Annotated in this window: 16 protein-coding genes and 1 tRNA gene; 3 read left to right on the top strand and 14 right to left on the bottom strand. The window is 61.8% G+C overall.

The genetic code is table 11. The annotated features are described in order from the left end of the window. Positions 1–33 precede the first annotated feature (33 nt). Positions 34–2,280, top strand: coding sequence for a sensor domain-containing diguanylate cyclase (locus tag PG897_RS05215; protein WP_201880076.1), 2,247 nt, complete (start codon positions 34–36; stop codon positions 2,278–2,280). Positions 2,281–2,349: 69 nt separating this feature from the next. On the opposite strand, the gene deoD is transcribed toward PG897_RS05215, so the two are convergent. The 7 genes from deoD to PG897_RS05180 all read right to left on the bottom strand — a co-directional run bounded on the left by deoD (position 2,350) and on the right by PG897_RS05180 (position 9,544). Continuing rightward, on the bottom strand, positions 2,350–3,066 hold the full coding sequence (gene deoD / locus PG897_RS05210) for a purine-nucleoside phosphorylase (protein ID WP_005305092.1): 717 nt from the start codon (positions 3,064–3,066) through the stop codon (positions 2,350–2,352). Between the two features lie 77 nt (positions 3,067–3,143). Beyond that, a complete protein-coding gene (locus PG897_RS05205) occupies positions 3,144–4,352 on the bottom strand; it encodes a phosphopentomutase (protein WP_043171436.1) in 1,209 nt (402 codons plus the stop codon). Between the two features lie 14 nt (positions 4,353–4,366). After that, positions 4,367–5,698 (bottom strand): thymidine phosphorylase, encoded by a 1,332-nt coding sequence (gene deoA / locus PG897_RS05200; RefSeq protein WP_017787565.1) that lies wholly within the window; start codon positions 5,696–5,698, stop codon positions 4,367–4,369. 109 nt (positions 5,699–5,807) lie between these two features. After that, positions 5,808–6,581: a deoxyribose-phosphate aldolase gene (gene deoC, locus PG897_RS05195; RefSeq protein WP_017783084.1), complete on the bottom strand. Its 774-nt coding sequence runs from the start codon at positions 6,579–6,581 to the stop codon at positions 5,808–5,810. A gap of 390 nt (positions 6,582–6,971) precedes the next feature. Beyond that, positions 6,972–7,142, bottom strand: a complete 171-nt coding sequence (locus PG897_RS05190) for a XapX domain-containing protein (RefSeq protein WP_005305103.1) — start codon at positions 7,140–7,142, stop codon at positions 6,972–6,974. A 125-nt stretch (positions 7,143–7,267) separates the two neighbouring features. After that, positions 7,268–8,542, bottom strand: a complete 1,275-nt coding sequence (locus PG897_RS05185) for a NupC/NupG family nucleoside CNT transporter (RefSeq protein ID WP_005305106.1) — start codon at positions 8,540–8,542, stop codon at positions 7,268–7,270. A gap of 213 nt (positions 8,543–8,755) precedes the next feature. Next, positions 8,756–9,544, bottom strand: a complete 789-nt coding sequence (locus PG897_RS05180; RefSeq protein ID WP_043171437.1) for a TatD family hydrolase — start codon at positions 9,542–9,544, stop codon at positions 8,756–8,758. A gap of 38 nt (positions 9,545–9,582) precedes the next feature. On the opposite strand from PG897_RS05180, the gene tppF reads away from it, so the two are divergent. Then, complete coding sequence (gene tppF, locus PG897_RS05175) at positions 9,583–10,200, top strand: type IVa pilus pseudopilin TppF (RefSeq protein ID WP_005305113.1); 618 nt, start codon at positions 9,583–9,585, stop codon at positions 10,198–10,200. On the opposite strand, the gene PG897_RS05170 is transcribed toward tppF, so the two are convergent. The 5 genes from PG897_RS05170 to PG897_RS05150 all read right to left on the bottom strand — a co-directional run bounded on the left by PG897_RS05170 (position 10,169) and on the right by PG897_RS05150 (position 14,743). Next, entirely contained in the window at positions 10,169–10,351 is a 183-nt protein-coding gene (locus tag PG897_RS05170; RefSeq protein ID WP_201880073.1) for a DUF5363 family protein, read from the bottom strand. The two genes, tppF and PG897_RS05170, sit on opposite strands and share 32 nt — an antisense overlap. 82 nt (positions 10,352–10,433) lie before the next feature. Further along, positions 10,434–10,943 carry a GNAT family N-acetyltransferase gene (locus PG897_RS05165; RefSeq protein WP_201880128.1) on the bottom strand — a complete coding sequence of 170 codons (510 nt, stop codon included), beginning with the start codon at positions 10,941–10,943 and terminating at the stop codon, positions 10,434–10,436. Between the two features lie 172 nt (positions 10,944–11,115). Next, positions 11,116–12,468 carry a 23S rRNA (uracil(1939)-C(5))-methyltransferase RlmD gene (rlmD, locus tag PG897_RS05160; protein WP_017765323.1) on the bottom strand — a complete coding sequence of 451 codons (1,353 nt, stop codon included), beginning with the start codon at positions 12,466–12,468 and terminating at the stop codon, positions 11,116–11,118. A gap of 325 nt (positions 12,469–12,793) precedes the next feature. Further along, complete coding sequence (gene amt / locus PG897_RS05155) at positions 12,794–14,203, bottom strand: ammonium transporter (RefSeq protein WP_010636134.1); 1,410 nt, start codon at positions 14,201–14,203, stop codon at positions 12,794–12,796. A 454-nt stretch (positions 14,204–14,657) separates the two neighbouring features. Beyond that, positions 14,658–14,743: transfer RNA gene (locus PG897_RS05150), tRNA-Leu, on the bottom strand. A 143-nt stretch (positions 14,744–14,886) separates the two neighbouring features. Here PG897_RS05150 and PG897_RS05145 point away from each other — a divergent pair. After that, entirely contained in the window at positions 14,887–15,408 is a 522-nt protein-coding gene (locus tag PG897_RS05145) for an RDD family protein (RefSeq protein WP_201880057.1), read from the top strand. A gap of 179 nt (positions 15,409–15,587) precedes the next feature. On the opposite strand, the gene lptG is transcribed toward PG897_RS05145, so the two are convergent. Together lptG and lptF are read right to left on the bottom strand one after the other, a co-directional pair. After that, entirely contained in the window at positions 15,588–16,658 is a 1,071-nt protein-coding gene (gene lptG, locus PG897_RS05140; RefSeq protein ID WP_270828775.1) for an LPS export ABC transporter permease LptG, read from the bottom strand. 141 nt (positions 16,659–16,799) lie between these two features. Beyond that, a complete protein-coding gene (lptF, locus tag PG897_RS05135) occupies positions 16,800–17,912 on the bottom strand; it encodes an LPS export ABC transporter permease LptF (RefSeq protein WP_017765325.1) in 1,113 nt (370 codons plus the stop codon). Positions 17,913–18,006 lie beyond the last annotated feature (94 nt).

Below are 18,006 nucleotides of genomic sequence, written 5' to 3'. Positions count from 1 at the left end.
CAACCCAGGCAATGCCACCAGCAGGAGCGCTGTATGATTGCCCCCCCTCTTCCTTTGGATGAAGAGAGCCGACTGGAACGGCTCCGCATCCTGGGCTTGCTTGACCGCGAGCCTATCGACCAGCTGGATCGCCTGACCCGGCTCATCACCCGCCATTTCTCGCTGCCCATCGCCATGGTCTCGCTGACCGACGTGAACCGGCAGTGGTTTCTCGCCCGTACCGGGGTCACCCTGTGCGAGATCAGCCGGGAGCACTCCTTTTGCGGCCACGCCATCCTGCGCCCCGACATCATGCAGGTGCAGGATGCCAGGCACGACCCGCGCTTTGCCGACAACCCGCTGGTGACGGGCGAGCCCCACGTGGTCTTCTATGCCGGCCGGCCACTGCGGGCGCTGGACGGCGTGGTGCTCGGCACCCTCTGTCTGGTGGATCATGCAGCGCGCCACCTCGACGAGGAGGCCTGTCGCGATCTCGACGACTTCGGCCGCCTGGTGGAGAACACCCTGCACGATCTGGAAAGGCGCCATCAGGTACGCAGCCTCAACCAGGTGCTGGAGGACAAGGAGCACCTGTTCACCCTCACCTTCAACCAGTCGTCGGTGGGCATGGCCCTCTCGTCGGTCGAGGGACGCTGGCTGCGGGCCAACCCGGGGCTGGAGCGACTGCTCGGCTACAGCGAACAGGAGATGCTGACGCGAACCTGGCACGCCATGACCCACCCCGAGGATCTGCCGCGCGAGCTGGCCCTGTTCACCGCCCTGCTCGCGGGGCAGCGGCAGGACTACCGGCTGGAGAAGCGGATGATCCGCGCCGACGGCAGCCTGTGCTGGGTCCAGCTCAGTGTGACCCTGTGCCAGAGCCGCACCATGGCTCCCCACATGATCGCCGTCTTTGCCGACCTCACCGAGCGCAAGCAGGTCGAGGCCGAGCTGCTGCAACTGCAGCAGGGGCTCGAGCAGCAGGTGCGTGAGCGCACCCGTGAGCTGTCGAGCACGGTGGAGCAACTGCATGGCGAGATGCGCGAGCGCGGTGCCGTGCAGCAACGCCTCTGGCAGGAGCAACGCCGGCTGCAACACATGCTGGAGCACACCAGCAACGCCTTCCTCGAGCTCGACGAGGCGCTGGTCATTACCGGCTGGAACCCGGCCTCCACCACCCTGCTCGGCTGGCACCCCGAGGAGATGCTGGGACGCACCCTGCCCACCCTGCTCGGCAGCGCTCACCCTCTGCTGGCGCTGCTGACCCATCCCGAGCGCGCACAGCGCCGCCTGGAGTGCGACATCGGCACCCGTAGCGGTCGCCAGATCCCGGTCGAGGTGAGCGCCGAGCGCTACCAGTTCGACGGCAAGGTGCGCCTCGCCCTGTTCCTGCACGACATCAGCGCCCGCCGCCAGGTGCTGGCGGAAATCGAGCGCGGGCGGGCCCGGTTGCGGGCCATCACCGACGGCCTGCCGGTCACCATCAGCATGGTCTCGCCCGAGGGGCGCTACCTGTTTGCCAACCAGGCCTACTGCCGCTACTTCGGGCTGGCTCCCGAGCGGATACGGGAGATGAGCGTACGGGAAGAGATCGGCGAGGCGGCCTATGGCCAGGCCATCGCCCATCTGGAGCGGGCCCTCGCCGGCGAGCAGGTGAGCTTCGAGAACCGTTTCGAGCTGCCCATAGGCCCGCGGGATCTCAGGATCACCATGATCCCGAGCCGGGGCGATGAGCCCGGGGTCTACATCCTCGGCAGCGACATCACCGAGTTCAAGGCGCTGCAGAACCAGCTGGAGCACGAGGCGGCCCACGACCCCCTCACCGGCCTGCCCAACCGGCGCGCTTTCACCCTGCGCCTCTCCCGGGAGCTGGAACGAGTGCGTCAGAATGCCGAGACCCTGGGGCTGCTGTTTCTCGATCTCGACGGCTTCAAGCGGATCAACGATCAGCTCGGCCACCACGTCGGCGACGCCCTGTTGCAGCGCTTCGCAGGCGTGCTGAGTGCCGAGGTGCGCCCCGGTGACATGGTGGCGCGCCTGGCCGGCGATGAGTTCACCATCATACTGCCGGCCCTGCGCCAGCCGGAGCTGGAGCTGCCCGCCCTGTGCGAACGTCTGCTGGCCGCCATGGCGGTACCGGCCGACGTGGCCGGCCACCAGCTGCCCCTCGCCGGCAGCATCGGCGGAGCCATCTGCCATTCGGGCCAGTATTGTCACATCGACGACCTGCTGCACCGGGCCGACAGCGCCATGTACCGGGCCAAACAGGCCGGCAAGGGGCGCTTCGCCCTCGACCTCTGATCTGCCATCCTTGAAATGCAAAACGGCGGCCCGAGGGCCGCCGTTTTCATTATTCATGCGCGAGGGGGATTAGTTGTCGCCCAGCAGGACGGAATCCAGCGCGATTTCGATCATGTCGTTGAAGGTCAGCTGACGCTCTTCGGAAGTGGTCTGCTCACCGGTACGGATATGGTCGGAAACGGTGCAGATGGTCAGTGCGCGAGCACCGTACTCTGCGGCCACACCGTAGATGCCGGCGGCTTCCATCTCGACACCCAGGATGCCGTATTTTTCCATGACGTCGAACATGGAGGGGTCCGGGGTGTAGAACAGGTCGGCGGAGAAGATGTTACCGACGCGCACGGCAACGCCCTTGTTCTTGGCGGCCTGTACGGCATTGGCAACCAGATCGAAGTCGGCGATGGCGGCGAAGTCGTGATCCTTGAAGCGCAGGCGGTTCACCTTGGAGTCGGTGCAGGCACCCATGCCGATCACCACGTCACGCAGCTTCACGTCTTCACGCACGGCACCGCAGGAGCCGACGCGGATCAGGGTCTTCACGCCGTAATCGGTGATCAGCTCTTTTGCATAGATGGAGCAGGACGGGATGCCCATGCCGTGGCCCATGATGGAGATGCGACGACCCTTGTAGGTGCCGGTGAAACCGAACATGTTGCGCACGTCGCACACCTGTTCGACGTTCTCCAGGAAGGTTTCGGCGATGTACTTGGCGCGCAGGGGGTCGCCCGGCATCAGCACGGTGTCAGCAAAGGCGCCATCTTTCGCATTGATATGAGGAGTTGCCATTCTCTTGATTCCTTCACACTAGGTTGAGTTTTATTGTCTTTATTGGTTGCCCGCCGCCGAGGCGACGGGCGGGTAACTTACAGGAAGCTGGTACCGTACGCCAGTTTGGGCAGACCGTGGTACGCCGCGATGCTCTGGCCGATGTCGGCAAAGGTCTCGCGACGGCCGACGGAACCGGCCTTGACCGGCTTGCCGTAGAACAGCACAGGGATGTACTCGCGGGTGTGGTCGGTGCCGCTCCAGGTCGGGTCACAGCCGTGGTCGGCGGTCAGTACCACCACGTCGCCATCCTGCATCAGCTCGAACAGCTCCGGCAGGCGGGAGTCGAAGTACTCCAGCGCATCGGCGTAGCCCTTCACGTCGCGACGGTGACCGTAGGAGGAGTCGAAGTCGACGAAGTTGGTGAAGACGATGGTCTGGTCACCGGCCGCTTTCACCTCTTCCAGGGTTCTGTCCCACAGCTCGGTCAGACCTGTGCCCTTCACCTGCTTGGTGATGCCTTGCTGGGCATAGATGTCGGCGATCTTGCCGATGGAAACCACCTGGCCGCCCGCTTCCTTCATGTAATCCAGCACGGTCGGCGCCGGCGGCAGCACGGAGTAGTCGTGACGGTTGCCGGTGCGCTTGAAGTTGCCCTTGCCGCTGCCCACGAACGGACGCGCGATGACGCGGCCGATGTTGTAGGGCTCCAGCAGCTCGCGCACTATGTGGCACAGCTCATAGAGCTTCTCGAGGCCGTAGGTCTCTTCGTGGCAAGCGATCTGGAACACGGAGTCGGCAGAGGTGTAGAGGATCGGCTTGCCGGTACGCATGTGCTCTTCGCCCAAATCATCCAGCACCTGGGTGCCGGAGGCGTGGCAGTTGCCGAGGTAGCCCGGCAGACCGGCCTTCTCGACGATGGCGTCCAGCAGCTCCTGCGGGAAGCTGTTGTGGTGGTCATGGAAGTAACCCCACTCGAACAGCACGGGCACACCGGCGATCTCCCAGTGACCGGACGGAGTGTCCTTGCCGGAGGAGAGCTCCTGGGCAAAGCCGTAGGCACCGACTACCTCGACGTCCTTGTTCAGGCCGGCCGGGAAGGTGCCGCTGGCGAGTTCGCCCGCGTGACCCAGCCCCAGCTTGCTGAGGTTCGGCAGATTGAGGGCGCCACGGCCCTCGAGTTCGCCGGCGGCACAGGCCTTGGCGATATGGCCAAGGGTATTGGCGCCCACATCGCCGAACTTGTCGGCGTCGGCGGCTGCGCCAATGCCGAAAGAGTCCATCATCAGAATAAAGGTACGTTTCATGGGACTTCCCCTTGTTACAAATCAGCCAGACCGATGCGACGGTAAACCTCGGGCAGCGCCTCCGGTTGGGTATCACCGATCTTGACGGCAGCCTGCACCATGCTGGCGGCCTGAGCAAATTGCTCTTCAGTTTGAGCGTGGATCAGGGCGAGCGGCTTGTCTGCCTCAACGCTTTGACCCAGGCGGATAAAGTCGGTCAGACCGACCGCATAATCAAGCTTGTCACCGGCAGCGCGACGGCCACCGCCCATGGCGACCACGGCCAGACCCAGTTCGCGGGTATCCATGGCGGTCACGAAACCGCTGTTGGCGGCATAGACGGGGCGCACGATGGCGGCTTTGGGCAGGTGATGATCGTAGCGCTCCATGAAGTCGCTCGGGCCACCGAGGCCGGTCACCATGCGACCGAAGATCTCGGCCGCCTTGCCGTTGTCCAGCACCGCCTGCAGTTTGCGGCGGGCCTCGCTGTCGTCGCTGGCCAGGCCGGCGGAGATCAGCATCTCGGCGCACAGCGCCATGGTGACGGCATGGATGCGCGGGTTGCGGTATTCACCGGTCAGGTAGCGCACCGCTTCGCGCACTTCCACCGCGTTGCCGGCGCTGGAGGCCAGCACCTGGTTCATGTCGGTCAAGAGCGCTGAAGTGCGGCAGCCGGCACCGTTGGCCACCGCAACTATGCTCTTGGCCAGCTCCTCGGATGCTTCAAAGGTCGGCATGAAGGCACCGGAGCCCACTTTCACGTCCATCACCAGCGCTTCCAGCCCGGAGGCGAGCTTCTTGGAGAGGATGGAGCCGGTGATCATGGCGATGGATTCGACGGTGGCAGTGATGTCCCGTACCGCATAGATACGCTTGTCGGCCGGGGCGAGATCGCCGGTCTGGCCGATGATGGCGACACCCGCCTCTTTCACCACTTTCAGGAAACGATCGTTGTCGACCGAGGTCTGGTAGCCAGGAATGGCATCCAGCTTGTCGAGGGTACCGCCGGTGTGGCCCAGGCCACGGCCGGAGATCATCGGCACGAAACCACCGCAGGCGGCGACCATCGGGCCAAGCATCAGGGAGACGACGTCACCCACGCCACCGGTGGAGTGCTTGTCGACGATGGGGCCACCCAGATTGAGGTGATCCCAGGTCAGTACCATGCCGGAGTCGCGCATGGCGCAGGTCAGGGCAACCCGCTCATCCATGGTCATGTCTTTGAAGTAGACCGCCATCGCCAGCGCCGCAATCTGGCCCTCGCCGATGGTGTTGTTGGTAATGCCCTGAACGAAGAATTGAATCTCTTGGGTACTGAGCGCTTCACCGTTGCGCTTCTTGCGAATGATTTCTTGAGGCAAAAACATCTTTCATTCCCTCCGCCATTGCTGGCGTTACACAAGCCTGAATCCTTGCCCGCACACCGCATGGTGGGGGCGAAACAGGGCGGACCAGGTCCGCCCTCTCATCAACCTATTAGTAACCGCTGGTGTTGGCCGGCTTGTCGCCATGCCCCAGTGTGGCCAGCAGGCTGGCCAGCAGGCTGGATGCACCAAAGCGGAAGGTGCGGGCGGATACCCAGTCCTTGCCCAGGATCTCTTCGGCCATGGCCAGGTACTGACCCGCCACGGCGGCGTCTTTCACGCCACCGGCCGGCTTGAAGCCGACTTTCGGGTTCTTGGCCTTGATCACTTCCATCATGATGCGGGCAGCGATCGGGGTCGCATTGACCGGCACCTTGCCGGTGGAGGTCTTGATGAAGTCGGCACCGGCGTCGATGGAGATTTCGGAGGCGCGACGGATCAGCGCTTCCTCTTTCAGCTCGCCGGTCTCGATGATCACTTTCAGCAGAACGTTGGCGCCACAGGCTTCCTTACAAGCTTTGACCAGATCGAAGCCGACCTGTTCATTGCCGGCCATGAAGGCACGGTACGGGAACACCACGTCCACTTCGTCGGCACCGTAGGCCACGGCGGCGCGGGTTTCGGCCACGGCGATCTCGATGTCGTCGTTGCCGTGCGGGAAGTTGGTCACGGTCGCAATGCGCACGTCGGCAGCGCCGATCTCACGCAGAGTCTTGCGAGCGATGGGGATGAAACGGGGGTAGATGCAGACGGCGGCGGTCAGGCCGGCCGGTGACTTGGCCTTGCGGCACAGGTCGATCACCTTCTGATCGGTGTCGTCGTCGTTCAGGGTGGTCAGGTCCATCAGATTCAGGGCGCGCTGGGCGGCCAGTTTCAGATCAGTCATTCTGTTCTCCAAAGTCTCGATGTAGTCCGAATTCCAGGGCATGGTGCTGCCTGTCGCAACGCAACCGGCAAGACGCGACTCCCGGAAAAACGGGAATGGAATTGCAGCGCAACTGCACGGGCAATAGGCTGCAAATAAGGCAAGAGCCCTGTCACTTTCTTACAAAAGTGCGGACTTGGTTCCATGAAGACTTGAGAAAGGCAGACAAGGTCTGACCCGACTTCCCAATCAATTCCATTTGACCGCCAACACCCGATTTCATCGGGCATTAGTCAATGCCAGCACCCTGCTGGCAATGCCTATTTCAGCCGAGATACCCCTTGTTTGCAAGCCGGATTTGCCATTTTCAGAGGTACCTCACATCTGGCAAATCCGGTACAGGAAAGTGCGTTAAGAGAAGAAACGGGTGAGTATCCAGGAGTATGCCAGGCCCCCCAGATAGACTCCAACGATCCCCATTACCCCGGACAGTACGGGCGGGGCCGGGATCGGCAATTTGAGGAAAGAAAACAACAAGCCAACGATAAAGCCGGCTGCCATCGCCAGTAGCACTTCATTCATATAACCTCCGATTTGACTCATTTTATTATTAGTTTAGAAAGGAAAACGGTTGTCACCGCTCCATACACGAACGCCACGGCAGATGCCGTGGCGTTCGTGGTTATACCCTGTCAGTCAGGCTGATATTACATGCCGGACAGCGCCAGGAAGAAGCCTGCGATGGTCGCGGACATCAGGTTGGACAGAGAGCCGGCCAGTACGGCTTTCAGACCAAATTTCGCAATGGTGCCGCGACGGTTCGGTGCCATGGAGCCCAGACCACCCAGCAGGATGGCGACGGAGGACAGGTTGGCGAAACCGCACAGGGCGAAGGAGATGATGGCCTTGGTGTGGTCGGACATGGCCACGCCATTGATCAGCACTTCATCCTTCAGGTACGGGGCGAAGTTCAGGTAGGCCACGAACTCGTTGACCACCAGCTTCTGGCCGATGAAGGAACCGGCAACGACGGCTTCACTCCAGGGCACACCGATCAGGAAGGCCAGCGGGGAGAAGATCCAGCCCAGCAGCAGTTCCAGGGAGAGTTGCGGATAACCGAACCAGCCACCCACACCGGAGAAGATGCCGTTGATCATGGCGATCAGACCGATGAAGGCCAGCAGCATGGCGCCGACGTTCAGGGCCAGTTGCAGACCGGCAGAGGCACCGGCAGCGGCGGCATCGATCACGTTGGCAGGCTTGTCTTCCAGATCGCCATCGGCATTGCTCTCGTCGTAGCTCGGGGTCTCGGTTTCCGGCACCAGCAGCTTGGCGAACAGCAGACCACCCGGGGCAGCCATGAAGGAGGCGGCGATCAGGTATTCCATCTTGACGCCCATGGAGGCGTAACCGGCCAGTACGGAGCCGGCGACGGAAGCCAGGCCACCACACATGACGGCGAACAACTCGGAGTCGGTCATCTTGGAGATGAAGGGACGCACAACCAGCGGCGCTTCAGTCTGACCCACGAAGATGTTGGCAGTGGCGGAGAGGGATTCGGTACGGGAAGTGCCCAGTACTTTCTGCAGGCCACCACCCAGCAGTTTGATGACCCACTGCATGATGCCCAGGTAATAGAGAACGGCGATCAGGGAGGAGAAGAAGATGATGACCGGCAGTACGCGGAAGGCGAAGATGAAGCCGCCACCACCGAACACTTCGAACATCTTGTTGCTGACCAGACCACCGAACAGGAATTCGATGCCGTTCTGGCCATAGCCGATGACGCTGGAAACAGCATCGGATACACCCACCAGGATGTCACGACCAACCGGGACGTACAGCACGAAGGCACCCAGGCCAGCTTGGATTGCAAAGGCACCGGCAACGGTGCGCACTCTTATTGCTTTGCGATTGCTGGAGAACAGCACCGCGATAAGGACGAGCGTTGCCATCCCTACCAGACCCATTATTAGATTCATTATTTACACTTCCTCTTTAGTAGCACCTTCCAGCTTGTTAACAACTTGTATCTCAAAGCCATCAATCAAGGGTGCGCATTATACTAATTACGGTGCGACAAAGTAGAACGCTGGTCACATTTTATAAGCATGAAATGCGCTAGAGGTCGTCAAATTAGACCGCAAACGATTTTTACTCCCCCCATTTTTTATCATGTCGCTAGCAACAGTTAATCAGGTGTTAATTTTCGACTTGCCCAACTGGAAGGTACGCAGAGTGGATTCATGTAACACCGAGGCAACATGTGCCAGCGGCTGCTGCCGCAAATCGGCCAGCAGTTGCGCAATTATTGGCAGATTGGCGGGGGTGTTGGGCGCCCCTTGCTGACCCTGCAGCGGCATGTCGGGGGCGTCCGTTTCCAGCAGCAGGGCCTCCAGCGGCATGTCGCGCACCGCCTCCCGGGTCTTGTTGGCCCGCTCAAAGCTGATGACCCCGCCGATGCCGAGCCGAAATCCCAATTGCCAGAACGCTTCTGCCTGCTGCAGGGAGCCGCTGAAGGCGTGGATGACGCCCCCGCAGGCCGGGCGCAGACGTCTGAGGATCTTGGCCACCGTGTCGTTGGCACGCACCGAATGGACAATAAGGGGCAGCTCATGCTCCTTGGCCAGTTCGACCTGGGCCTCGAACATCTCGAGCTGTCCCTCCTGCGGCACGTGGGAGCGTAGATCCAGCCCGCATTCGCCCACCGCCACCAACCCGCGGGGGCGCTCCGCCAGCCGTTGCTGCAACCGGGTCAGCACCGCCGGCGTCTGACCGCCCACATACCAGGGGTGCACGCCAAGGGCATAGGAGATGCCGTCATGTTCTGCCGCCAGCGTCATCACCCGGCCCCAGTTTTCCTCTCCCACCGCAGGAATGATATACTCGCCCACCCCCAGCTGACGGCACTCGGCCAGCAGCGCCGCCCGCTCGGAATCGAAGACCGGAAAATCGAGATGGCAATGGGTGTCGATCAATTGCATGTCACTCACCTGTTTGTCGTAATTAATGGGTCCATATCATGATGAAACGCACAAGCCACGGCTTTACCCTGATAGAACTGGTGCTGGTCATCATAGTGCTGGGGATCCTGGCCGTGACCGCCCTGCCCCGCTTCATCAATCTCAAGGATGACGCACTCAAGAGCACGGTCGCGGCAACGGCGGCCAGCTTTGCCAGCGCGGTCCAGCTGGCTCATGCCGGCTGGGCGGTCAAGGCGCAGGATCAGGCACTCTACAATCTCGGCAGCATGGGGCAACGCAATCTCGACATCAACCGCTATGGCTGGCCCGCTGGCACGGACGAAGATCAGGGGCGCAAGGGGATCGACGAACCCTATGTCGCAGGTCAGGGCGACTACATCTCGGTGAGCAACCAGTCAGACTGTCGTCTGCTGTTTCAGGGGCTGCTGGACAGCAGCTACACCGTCGCCTCGGTCGATCAGGATCCCGATCAGCAACTCAACGCCGACTACCTGTCCAGCGAACTGACCGCCAACCAGATAGATGAAGAGGGAGAGCCGCACAGCAACTGCCGCTACACCCTGCGCGACTCCATCGGCCGCTTCCCCGCCTATCCCGACGGTCTCTCCTTCGACTACAACAGCGTCACTGGTGCCGTGACCCGCAATTTCCAGTGAGCGGCTCCGACTCGGCTTGCGGCTCTGCCTGCGACGCCTCATCCTGTTCCCGGCGCACCGGCACGCAGCAGCGCCGGTTCTCCGGCGTGAGCCCCCACTCCTCGCACCAGCCATCGTAGCGAGCCAGCCAGCGTAACAAGATACCTTTCATCCGCGCGTTCCCCTCTTCATCAAGTCGACGGTTGCTCCGTCATATACCCGCTCGCCGCCAGGAGCAAACCGGGCCCGCCGCATCATGGCGCCTCGGGCGACAGCAGCAACCCCATGCTGATCTCGTCCACGTAGCCATCGTCCAGCCGATAGGCCTGTCGCCGCAACCCCTCGTCCCGGAAGCCGCACTTGCGATAGAGGGCGTGCGCCACCTCGTTGTGGGCCATCACCCCCAGCTCCAGCCGCTGGATCCCTAGCTCGCCGGCGCCCGCGATCAGGGTGCGCAGTAACCGCTCACCCCATCCCAACCCGCGTGCACTCGACCGCAACCCCATCACCACCAGGGCGCAGTGGCGGTTGCGCGCCAGACCACCGCCGATGAGTACGGCAAAGCCCTGCACCTCCCCGGCCAGCACCAGCAGCCACATGGCCTGATTGGGGGCAGCCGCCATGGCCTCGAGCCGCTGGCGCTGCCCCTCGATGTCCAAGGGGCGCTCCCCCACCTCATACAGCATGAAGCGGGTTTCCCTGTCCAGTTGCCCAAAGAAGTGATCCAGCGCCGCCGCATCCTCCACACTCGCCAAACGAATCATCACCCTCGCTCTCCCTGCCTGGTGGTTGCGCCGATCCACGGCCATAAAAAAACGACTCCATTTGGAGTCGTTTTTATCAGAGCCATCTGGCTAATTCAATTCACGCCAGGGTGGGCAGGCTTAGACGAGCAGCAGCTTCGACGTCCATGGCGCGAGTGGGGACCAGCGACGATCAGACCTTGGCAGGCAAGCTCAGGCGGGCGACAGCCTCGACGTGCATCGAGTGCGGGAACATGTCCACCGGCTGCACCTCGTCCAGCACGAAGCCCTGCTTGACCAGCCAGGCGAGATCCCGGGCCAGGGTCTGCGGGTTGCAGGAGACATAGACCAGCCGGCGCGGCGCCATGGCGACCAGGGTCTGCAATACGGCCTTGTCACAGCCCTTGCGCGGCGGATCCATCACCACCACGTCGGCACTCACCCCTTCGGCATGCAGGGCAGGCATCAGCTGCTCCGCCTTGCCGACGTGGAACTCGGTCTGCTCGATGCCGTTGAGGGCCGCGTTGCGGCGGGCGTCGCTGATGGCGCTCTCCACCGACTCGATCCCCACCACCTTGGCGGCCTTGCCGGCCAGGAACAGGGAGATGGTGCCGATACCGCAATAGATGTCGAACACCGTCTCGTTGCCGGTCAGCTCGCAATACTCCAGTGCCTTGGAGTAGAGCACATCGGTCTGGCTCGGGTTGTTCTGGAAGAAGGAGAGTGGCGAGATCTCGAATTCGAGCTCGTGGATCTTGTCGCGGATCACCCCGCTGCCCAGCAGCACCCGGTTGTGGTCCCCCAGAATGCGGTTGGTGCGCGCCTCGTTGATATTCTGTACCAGGGTAGTGACCGGCAGATCCTGCAGGGCGGCCAGCAGCTCGGCTTCGAACGGCAGCTCCTCACCCAGAGTCACCAGCACTACCATCAGCTCGCCGCTCTTGAAGCCCTTGCGGGTCATCAGGTTGCGCACGCAGCCGGTGTGGGCCACTTCGTCATAAGCCGCGATGTCATGCGCGCGCATCCAGTTGCGCACCCGGGCGTTCAGCTCCACGTGCAGAGAATCTTGCACCGCGCAGTCATCGGCAGTGATGAGATCGTGGGAGTGCTTGCGGTAGAAGCCGATCTCGGCGCCGGCCTCGCAGCCACGCACCGCGTACTGCGCCTTGTTGCGATAGGCGAACGGCGTCTCCATGCCGAGGATGGGATTGACCACGGCCTCCCCCAGCCCGACCTGCTCCAGGGCGCTCTGCACCAGGCTCTGCTTGAGCTTGAGCTGGGCCGGATAGGCCAGCGGGCGCACCTGGCAACCGCCGCACTCTGTGTTGGGGCAGAAGTCGGCAACCCGGTCGGCGGAGGGCTGGAGCAGCTCGGCCACCTTGCCGTGCAGGTAGTTGGGCTTCACCTCGGTCAGTTCGACCAACGCCTGCTCACCCGGCAGCAGACCTTCGACAAACAGGGGGCGGTCGAACAGGCGTCCTTTGCCATCTCCTTTGTCGGTCAGTTCCAGGATCTCGATCTGGTGTTGATGTCCCACTAGCGGCATGAGCGGCTCCAAAAGTACATATATAAGAGGGTGATGAACCGGCCCGGCCGACCCATCAAGAAAAGGTGGCAGAGTTTAGCGGAGATCCGTCCAAATTGCAGGCATAAAACAGCAACAAGACAGAGGACATTGCCGCTGCCCGCTTTGTCTGCCGAAAAATGCTATCGCCGGCGGCGATCTCGGGGATGCGCTCTATCGGAGGTGATGGCGTCAGAGGCGAGCCGCCCCACCACAGGCTCGGGCATCAGAGTTGGCCCCCGGCAAACGGACATAAAAAAACCGCCGGCATGGCCGGCGGCAATCTTGTTGAACAACAGATGGCGGATTACAGGCTGTAGGCCTTCTCGCCGTGAGTGGTGACGTCCAGCCCTTCCCGCTCAGCATCCTCTTTCACCCGCAAGCCGATCAGCATATCCACCAGCTTGTAGGCCACCACCGAGATGATGCCGGACCAGAGGATGGTCACCCCTACCCCGATGGCCTGGATCTTGACCTGATCCAGGATGGAGTAGCCCTCCGCCACTTGGTTGGTGACATAGTCCCACACCCCGGTGCCGCCCAGATCCGGGCTGGCGAACACCCCGGTCAGCAGGGCGCCGAGGATGCCGCACACCCCGTGCACACCGAACACGTCCAGACTGTCATCGGCACCCAGCAGCCGCTTGAGACCGTGAACCCCCCACAACCCCGCGACACCGCTGATGAGGCCCATCACCAGACCACCACCGACACCGACGAAACCGGCCGCCGGGGTGATCACCACCAGCCCGGAGACGGCGCCGGAAGCCGCGCCCAGCAGCGAAGGACGGCCTTTCATCACCCACTCGGCCAAGGTCCAGGAGAGGGCCGCCGCCGCCGGTGCCACCCAGGTATTGATGAAGGCCAGTGCCGCCGTGCCGTTGGCTTCCAGCGCGGAGCCGGCGTTGAAACCGAACCAGCCGAACCAGAGCAGAGAGGCCCCGATCATGGTCATGGTGAGGCTGTGCGGGGTCATGGGGTCACGACCATAGCCCAGGCGCTTGCCCACCAGATAGGCGCCGACCAGACCGGCCACCGCCGCATTGATGTGCACCACTGTGCCGCCGGCAAAATCCAGCGCGCCGTGCTGGAACAGATAACCTGCCGTCGCCGTGGCCGCTGCCGCGGCATCGGCCGTGGTATAGGCATCCGGACCCGCCCAGTACCACACCATGTGAGCCAGCGGAATATAGGCGAAGGTGAACCAGATCACCGAGAACAGCAGCACGGCAGCAAACTTGATGCGCTCGGCAAAGGCCCCCACGATCAGGCCACAGGTGATGGCGGCAAAGGCCCCCTGGAACACCACATAGATGAACTCGCTGATCCCGACTCCCTTGCTGAAGGTGGCGGCGATGGAGTCGGGGGTCACCCCCTTGAGCAGCGCCTTGCTGAAGGAGCCATAGACGCTGTTGCCTTCGGTAAAGGCCAGCGAATAACCGTAGATCACCCACAGCACGCAGATGAGCGAGAACAGGGTGAATACCTGCATCAGCACGCTCAGCATGTTCTTGGTGCGCACCAGACCGCCATAAAACAGGGCCAGGCCCGGAATGGACATCAGGATCACCAGGGCTGCCGACAGCAGCATCCAGGTATTGTCCCCTTTGTTGATGGTCACCACCGCAGATGCGGTCACCACCTCTTCGGCCCAGCTGGGGGCGGCCAGCAGGGCAATCAGCGCCAACAGGCCAGTCATCACGAGTCTCTTGAGCATACTGCCATCTCCTTCCCTGTCGTCCCGGCTCCAGACCGGGTCCATTTCCTGATATGAACATCGACACCGATGATTCACGTACATTTCCATTCGGTACACACTGGTTGCCGCTCCCGGTCAGATTCCCTCTATGGAGCGGCATCATGGCGACATAACTGCTTAAAAGCACAAAGCGGGCCAACTTAATAAGTTATTTAAAATCATAAAGTTATTCGTATGACAGAGAGGGAGTGCACCAGATTGGCGCATGGGACGCGCTAACATGAGCGAATGCGCACTTCTGCTGTGCAGGCAGAGCAAGCCGCACCGAAATGGAGCAAGGCGGGACATGGCATGACCACAGAGGTGTACCCGGCTTGTCGATATCAGCCGGAGAACAGAAGCGTGTCAAGGAAGGGGAAAGGCGGAAAAACAAAAGGCCATCATTGCTGATGGCCTTTTGTCATGAATTTTATGGTGCCCGGGGTCGGACTCGAACCGACACGGTTATTCACCGGCGGATTTTGAATCCGCTGCGTCTACCGATTTCGCCACCCGGGCAACTGCGAGGGATTATACGAATGGCGCTTGGGCATGCAAGGTGTTTTTCTTGTGCCCACAGTCGTTTGCTCATTTATTCAACGCCTTGCCGAGGCAAGGTCAGTTACATAGAATGCCCGAATCATATTAATGGAATAAGAACGATGGCCAAGCGTAAACCCGTCCAACCGACCACTCCCCCTCCTCCCACCCAGCGTCACCCCTCCGCCGGTCTGCTGCGCCGGCTCGGCGCCCTGATCTATGACTATCTGGTGGTCATCTCATTGCTGATCATCGCCGGCTTTATCGGGATGGGGGTGGCCCATCTGCTGCTGGCAACCGGCATGGCAAGCGTCCCCGAGGGCAAAGACGCCGCCTGGCTGCTGACCAGCCCCGTATACAGTGCCTGGCTCGCTCTCGTCATCTGCGGTTTCTACACCTGGTTCTGGACCCGCGCCGGCCAGACCATCGGCATGCGGGCCTGGCGTCTGCGCATCCAGAATGCCGACGGCAGCAACATCCGCATCACCCAGGCGCTGATCCGGCTGGCAACGGCGGCCTTTGGCCTCGGCAACCTGCTCTGCCTGTTCAACCGCAAGTCACCCCGCGCATTTCAGGACATCTGGTCCGAGTGCGAAGTGATCCTGCTGGGCAAACAGGAAAACCTGGAACAGCTCAATCGCTGATCCCAAAAGGCGGTAACGAAAAAGGGCACCCCAGGGTGCCCTTTTTGCTGGTCGACGCGCTTGCTGCTTGCGGCTCAGGATATAGAAGGAGATGCCGCCGAACAGCAGTGCAGCAGTGCAGCAGGCGCGATGGCAGCCTTTTGTCTGCCGCGCCACCGCCCTCACAACCCTTCAGGCAGCTACTGCTTGCGGCTCAGGATATAGAAAGAGATGCCGCCAAACAGCAGGCTGGGCGCGATGGCCGCCAGGATCGGTGGCACCGCGTACACCAGGCTGATGGGGCCGAACACCCGATCGCTGACGTAGACGGCGAAGCCGGTCATGATCCCCATCAGCATCCGCGCGCCCATGCTGACCGAGCGCAGCGGGCCGAAGATGAAGGAGGAGGCCAGCAGGATCATCGCCACCACCGAGAGCGGTGACAGCAGCTTGCGCCACATCTCCAGCTTGTAGCGCCCGGCATCCTGCTTGTTGGCATCCAGATAGCCGATGTAATCCAGCAGTCCCGCCACCGGCAGGTTTTCGGGATCGACGCTCACCACCCCCAGCTGTTTGGGGGTGAGCTCGGAGCTCCACTCCATCTGGGGCTGGGTCTCGCTCAGGATCTGTTTGGGATCGTCAAAACGGGTCACCTGCACCTGCTTGAGCAGCCAGTGATGCTGCTCGAACACCCCTTCCTGCGCCTGCAGGATATCGATCAGCTTGCGCTCCGGGGTGAAACGGTAAAGGGTGATGCCGGTCAACGCGCCATCGTTGCGCACCCCGTTGATGTTGACGAAGTTGTTGCCATCGCGCGCCCACACCCCGTAGGCCGATACGGTCAGCCGCCCTTCCGACAGGGCCCCCGCCTTGATGTCATCCGCCATCCGCTTGGCGATGGGCGCCACGTACTCCCCCATCAGCCCCACCAGGAGCATCAGCGGGATGGCGGTCTTGAGCGCCGCCATCACGATACTGATCTTGGAGCGGCCCGCCGCCTGCATCACCACCAGCTCCGAGCTGGTCGCCAGCTGGCCCAGACCGATGAGGCCGCCCAGCAGGGCCGCCAGCGGGAAGAAGAGCACCGCCTCTTTCGGCATGGAGAGCAGCACATAGTAGAGGGCGCTGAGCATGTCGTAGTTGCCTTCCCCTACCGACTTCAGCTGCTCCACGTACTTGATCAGCGCCGCAAGGCCCACCAGCGTGATCTCACACAGCAGGACCGACATGAAAATGATCCGGCCGATATATCTATCGAGAATGCCAAACATCAGCAGAAACTCCCCGGTTGCAGCATCATGCTGATTTTTCCCTCAAATACAGACGTATGGAGCGGGGGCGACAGCAAAATGACCCGGTCGCCATGTCTATCGAGAATGCCAAACATCAGTAGAGACTCCCAGATGGCAACATCATGCCGATTTTCTCTTGAAATAGAGGGTCTTGACCCCGTTCCACCAGCTGGTGCCCTGCAGGTTGAGCGGCAACCCGATCAGCAGCAGATAGACCAGCGGCACCAGGAACATGCCGGGCCAGTGCGGCAGCCGGCCGCTGTCGATGGCTGAACGGGCGGCACTGAGCAGCAGGAAGTAGGAGAGGTAGAGCAGGATGGCCGGCAACAGCTTGGCATAGCGGCCCTGACGGGGGTTGACCCGCGCCAGTGGCACCACCAGGAAGGTCAGCACCAGAATGGAGAGCGGCAGTGACAGGCGCCACTGCAGTTCGGCCATCAGCTGGTTGTCCTGGGTGCCCAGCAGCTCCATGGTCGGCTTGGCCGCCGCCTTGCGGTTGGAGCGCTCCATCTCCTGCTGGCGGATCACCAGGCTGTACTCGTCAAACTCGGAGATCTGGAACTGGCGGGTATTGAAGTGCCCCTCGTAGCGAGAACCATCCTTCAGGGTCAGCCACTGCAGGCCGTTGCTGTCGACCGTGACCACCCCTTCGGTCGCCACCACCACTGACGGCGGCTTGCCATCCTGGGAGCGCTGCAACACGAAGATTTTCTGCAGTTTGGAGCCCTTGTCATTCAGGTCCTGGATGTAGGCCACCAGGCGACCCTTGTCGAGCTCCATGAAGCGGCCGGCCTGCAGGAAGGAGATCCCCGGATCTGCCTTGAACTCGTCGATCACCTGGTACTCGCGCTCCTTCGCCTGCGGGGCAATCCAGCCGGTATTGAAGGCGGCGACGGCCGCCGTCAGCAGGGCCAGTACCATGGCGCTGCGCATCACGAAACGGTGGCTGAAGCCTACCGCATGCATCACCGTCATCTCGCTTTCAGCGTAGAGGCGCCCGTGAGCGAACAAGATGGCCAAAAACAGGCTGATGGGCAGCATCAACAGGGCCATATTCGGCAGGTTGAGCAGCAGCAGGGTGGAGACCAGGCGCGTCGGCACCTCACCATCGGCGGCATCGCCGATGATCTGGATGAATTGCTGGCTGACGAAGATGAGCAGCAGCACGAATAATACCGCCAGCTGGGTTTTCAGGGTTTCCCTGAACAAATATCGGAAAACGATCACAGTCATTCCCAAGTAAACTTGTGTTTTTAGTCGAATGCCTGAAAAATAGGGCCGTATATTGGATTTTTACCAGTTTGAACTGCGGGGCCAGTGCCTGTTC

The organism is Aeromonas sp. QDB20 (assembly GCF_027707805.1).
Taxonomy (GTDB): domain Bacteria; phylum Pseudomonadota; class Gammaproteobacteria; order Enterobacterales; family Aeromonadaceae; genus Aeromonas; species Aeromonas dhakensis.
Note: the sequence above shows the minus strand (reverse complement) of the source record. Positions and strands in the feature narration are given on the sequence as shown.

What these genes read in the sequence shown, in the direction of transcription:
- PG897_RS05215 (WP_201880076.1), top strand. Translation starts at nt 34, where the DNA reads ATGATTGCCCCCCCTCTTCCTTTGGATGAAGAGAGCCGACTGGAACGG.
- deoD (WP_005305092.1), bottom strand. Translation starts at nt 3,066, where the DNA reads ATGGCAACTCCTCATATCAATGCGAAAGATGGCGCCTTTGCTGACACC.
- PG897_RS05205 (WP_043171436.1), bottom strand. Translation starts at nt 4,352, where the DNA reads ATGAAACGTACCTTTATTCTGATGATGGACTCTTTCGGCATTGGCGCA.
- deoA (WP_017787565.1), bottom strand. Translation starts at nt 5,698, where the DNA reads ATGTTTTTGCCTCAAGAAATCATTCGCAAGAAGCGCAACGGTGAAGCG.
- deoC (WP_017783084.1), bottom strand. Translation starts at nt 6,581, where the DNA reads ATGACTGATCTGAAACTGGCCGCCCAGCGCGCCCTGAATCTGATGGAC.
- PG897_RS05190 (WP_005305103.1), bottom strand. Translation starts at nt 7,142, where the DNA reads ATGAATGAAGTGCTACTGGCGATGGCAGCCGGCTTTATCGTTGGCTTG.
- PG897_RS05185 (WP_005305106.1), bottom strand. Translation starts at nt 8,542, where the DNA reads ATGAATCTAATAATGGGTCTGGTAGGGATGGCAACGCTCGTCCTTATC.
- PG897_RS05180 (WP_043171437.1), bottom strand. Translation starts at nt 9,544, where the DNA reads ATGCAATTGATCGACACCCATTGCCATCTCGATTTTCCGGTCTTCGAT.
- tppF (WP_005305113.1), top strand. Translation starts at nt 9,583, where the DNA reads ATGATGAAACGCACAAGCCACGGCTTTACCCTGATAGAACTGGTGCTG.
- PG897_RS05170 (WP_201880073.1), bottom strand. Translation starts at nt 10,351, where the DNA reads ATGAAAGGTATCTTGTTACGCTGGCTGGCTCGCTACGATGGCTGGTGC.
- PG897_RS05165 (WP_201880128.1), bottom strand. Translation starts at nt 10,943, where the DNA reads ATGATTCGTTTGGCGAGTGTGGAGGATGCGGCGGCGCTGGATCACTTC.
- rlmD (WP_017765323.1), bottom strand. Translation starts at nt 12,468, where the DNA reads ATGCCGCTAGTGGGACATCAACACCAGATCGAGATCCTGGAACTGACC.
- amt (WP_010636134.1), bottom strand. Translation starts at nt 14,203, where the DNA reads ATGCTCAAGAGACTCGTGATGACTGGCCTGTTGGCGCTGATTGCCCTG.
- PG897_RS05145 (WP_201880057.1), top strand. Translation starts at nt 14,887, where the DNA reads ATGGCCAAGCGTAAACCCGTCCAACCGACCACTCCCCCTCCTCCCACC.
- lptG (WP_270828775.1), bottom strand. Translation starts at nt 16,658, where the DNA reads ATGTTTGGCATTCTCGATAGATATATCGGCCGGATCATTTTCATGTCG.
- lptF (WP_017765325.1), bottom strand. Translation starts at nt 17,912, where the DNA reads ATGACTGTGATCGTTTTCCGATATTTGTTCAGGGAAACCCTGAAAACC.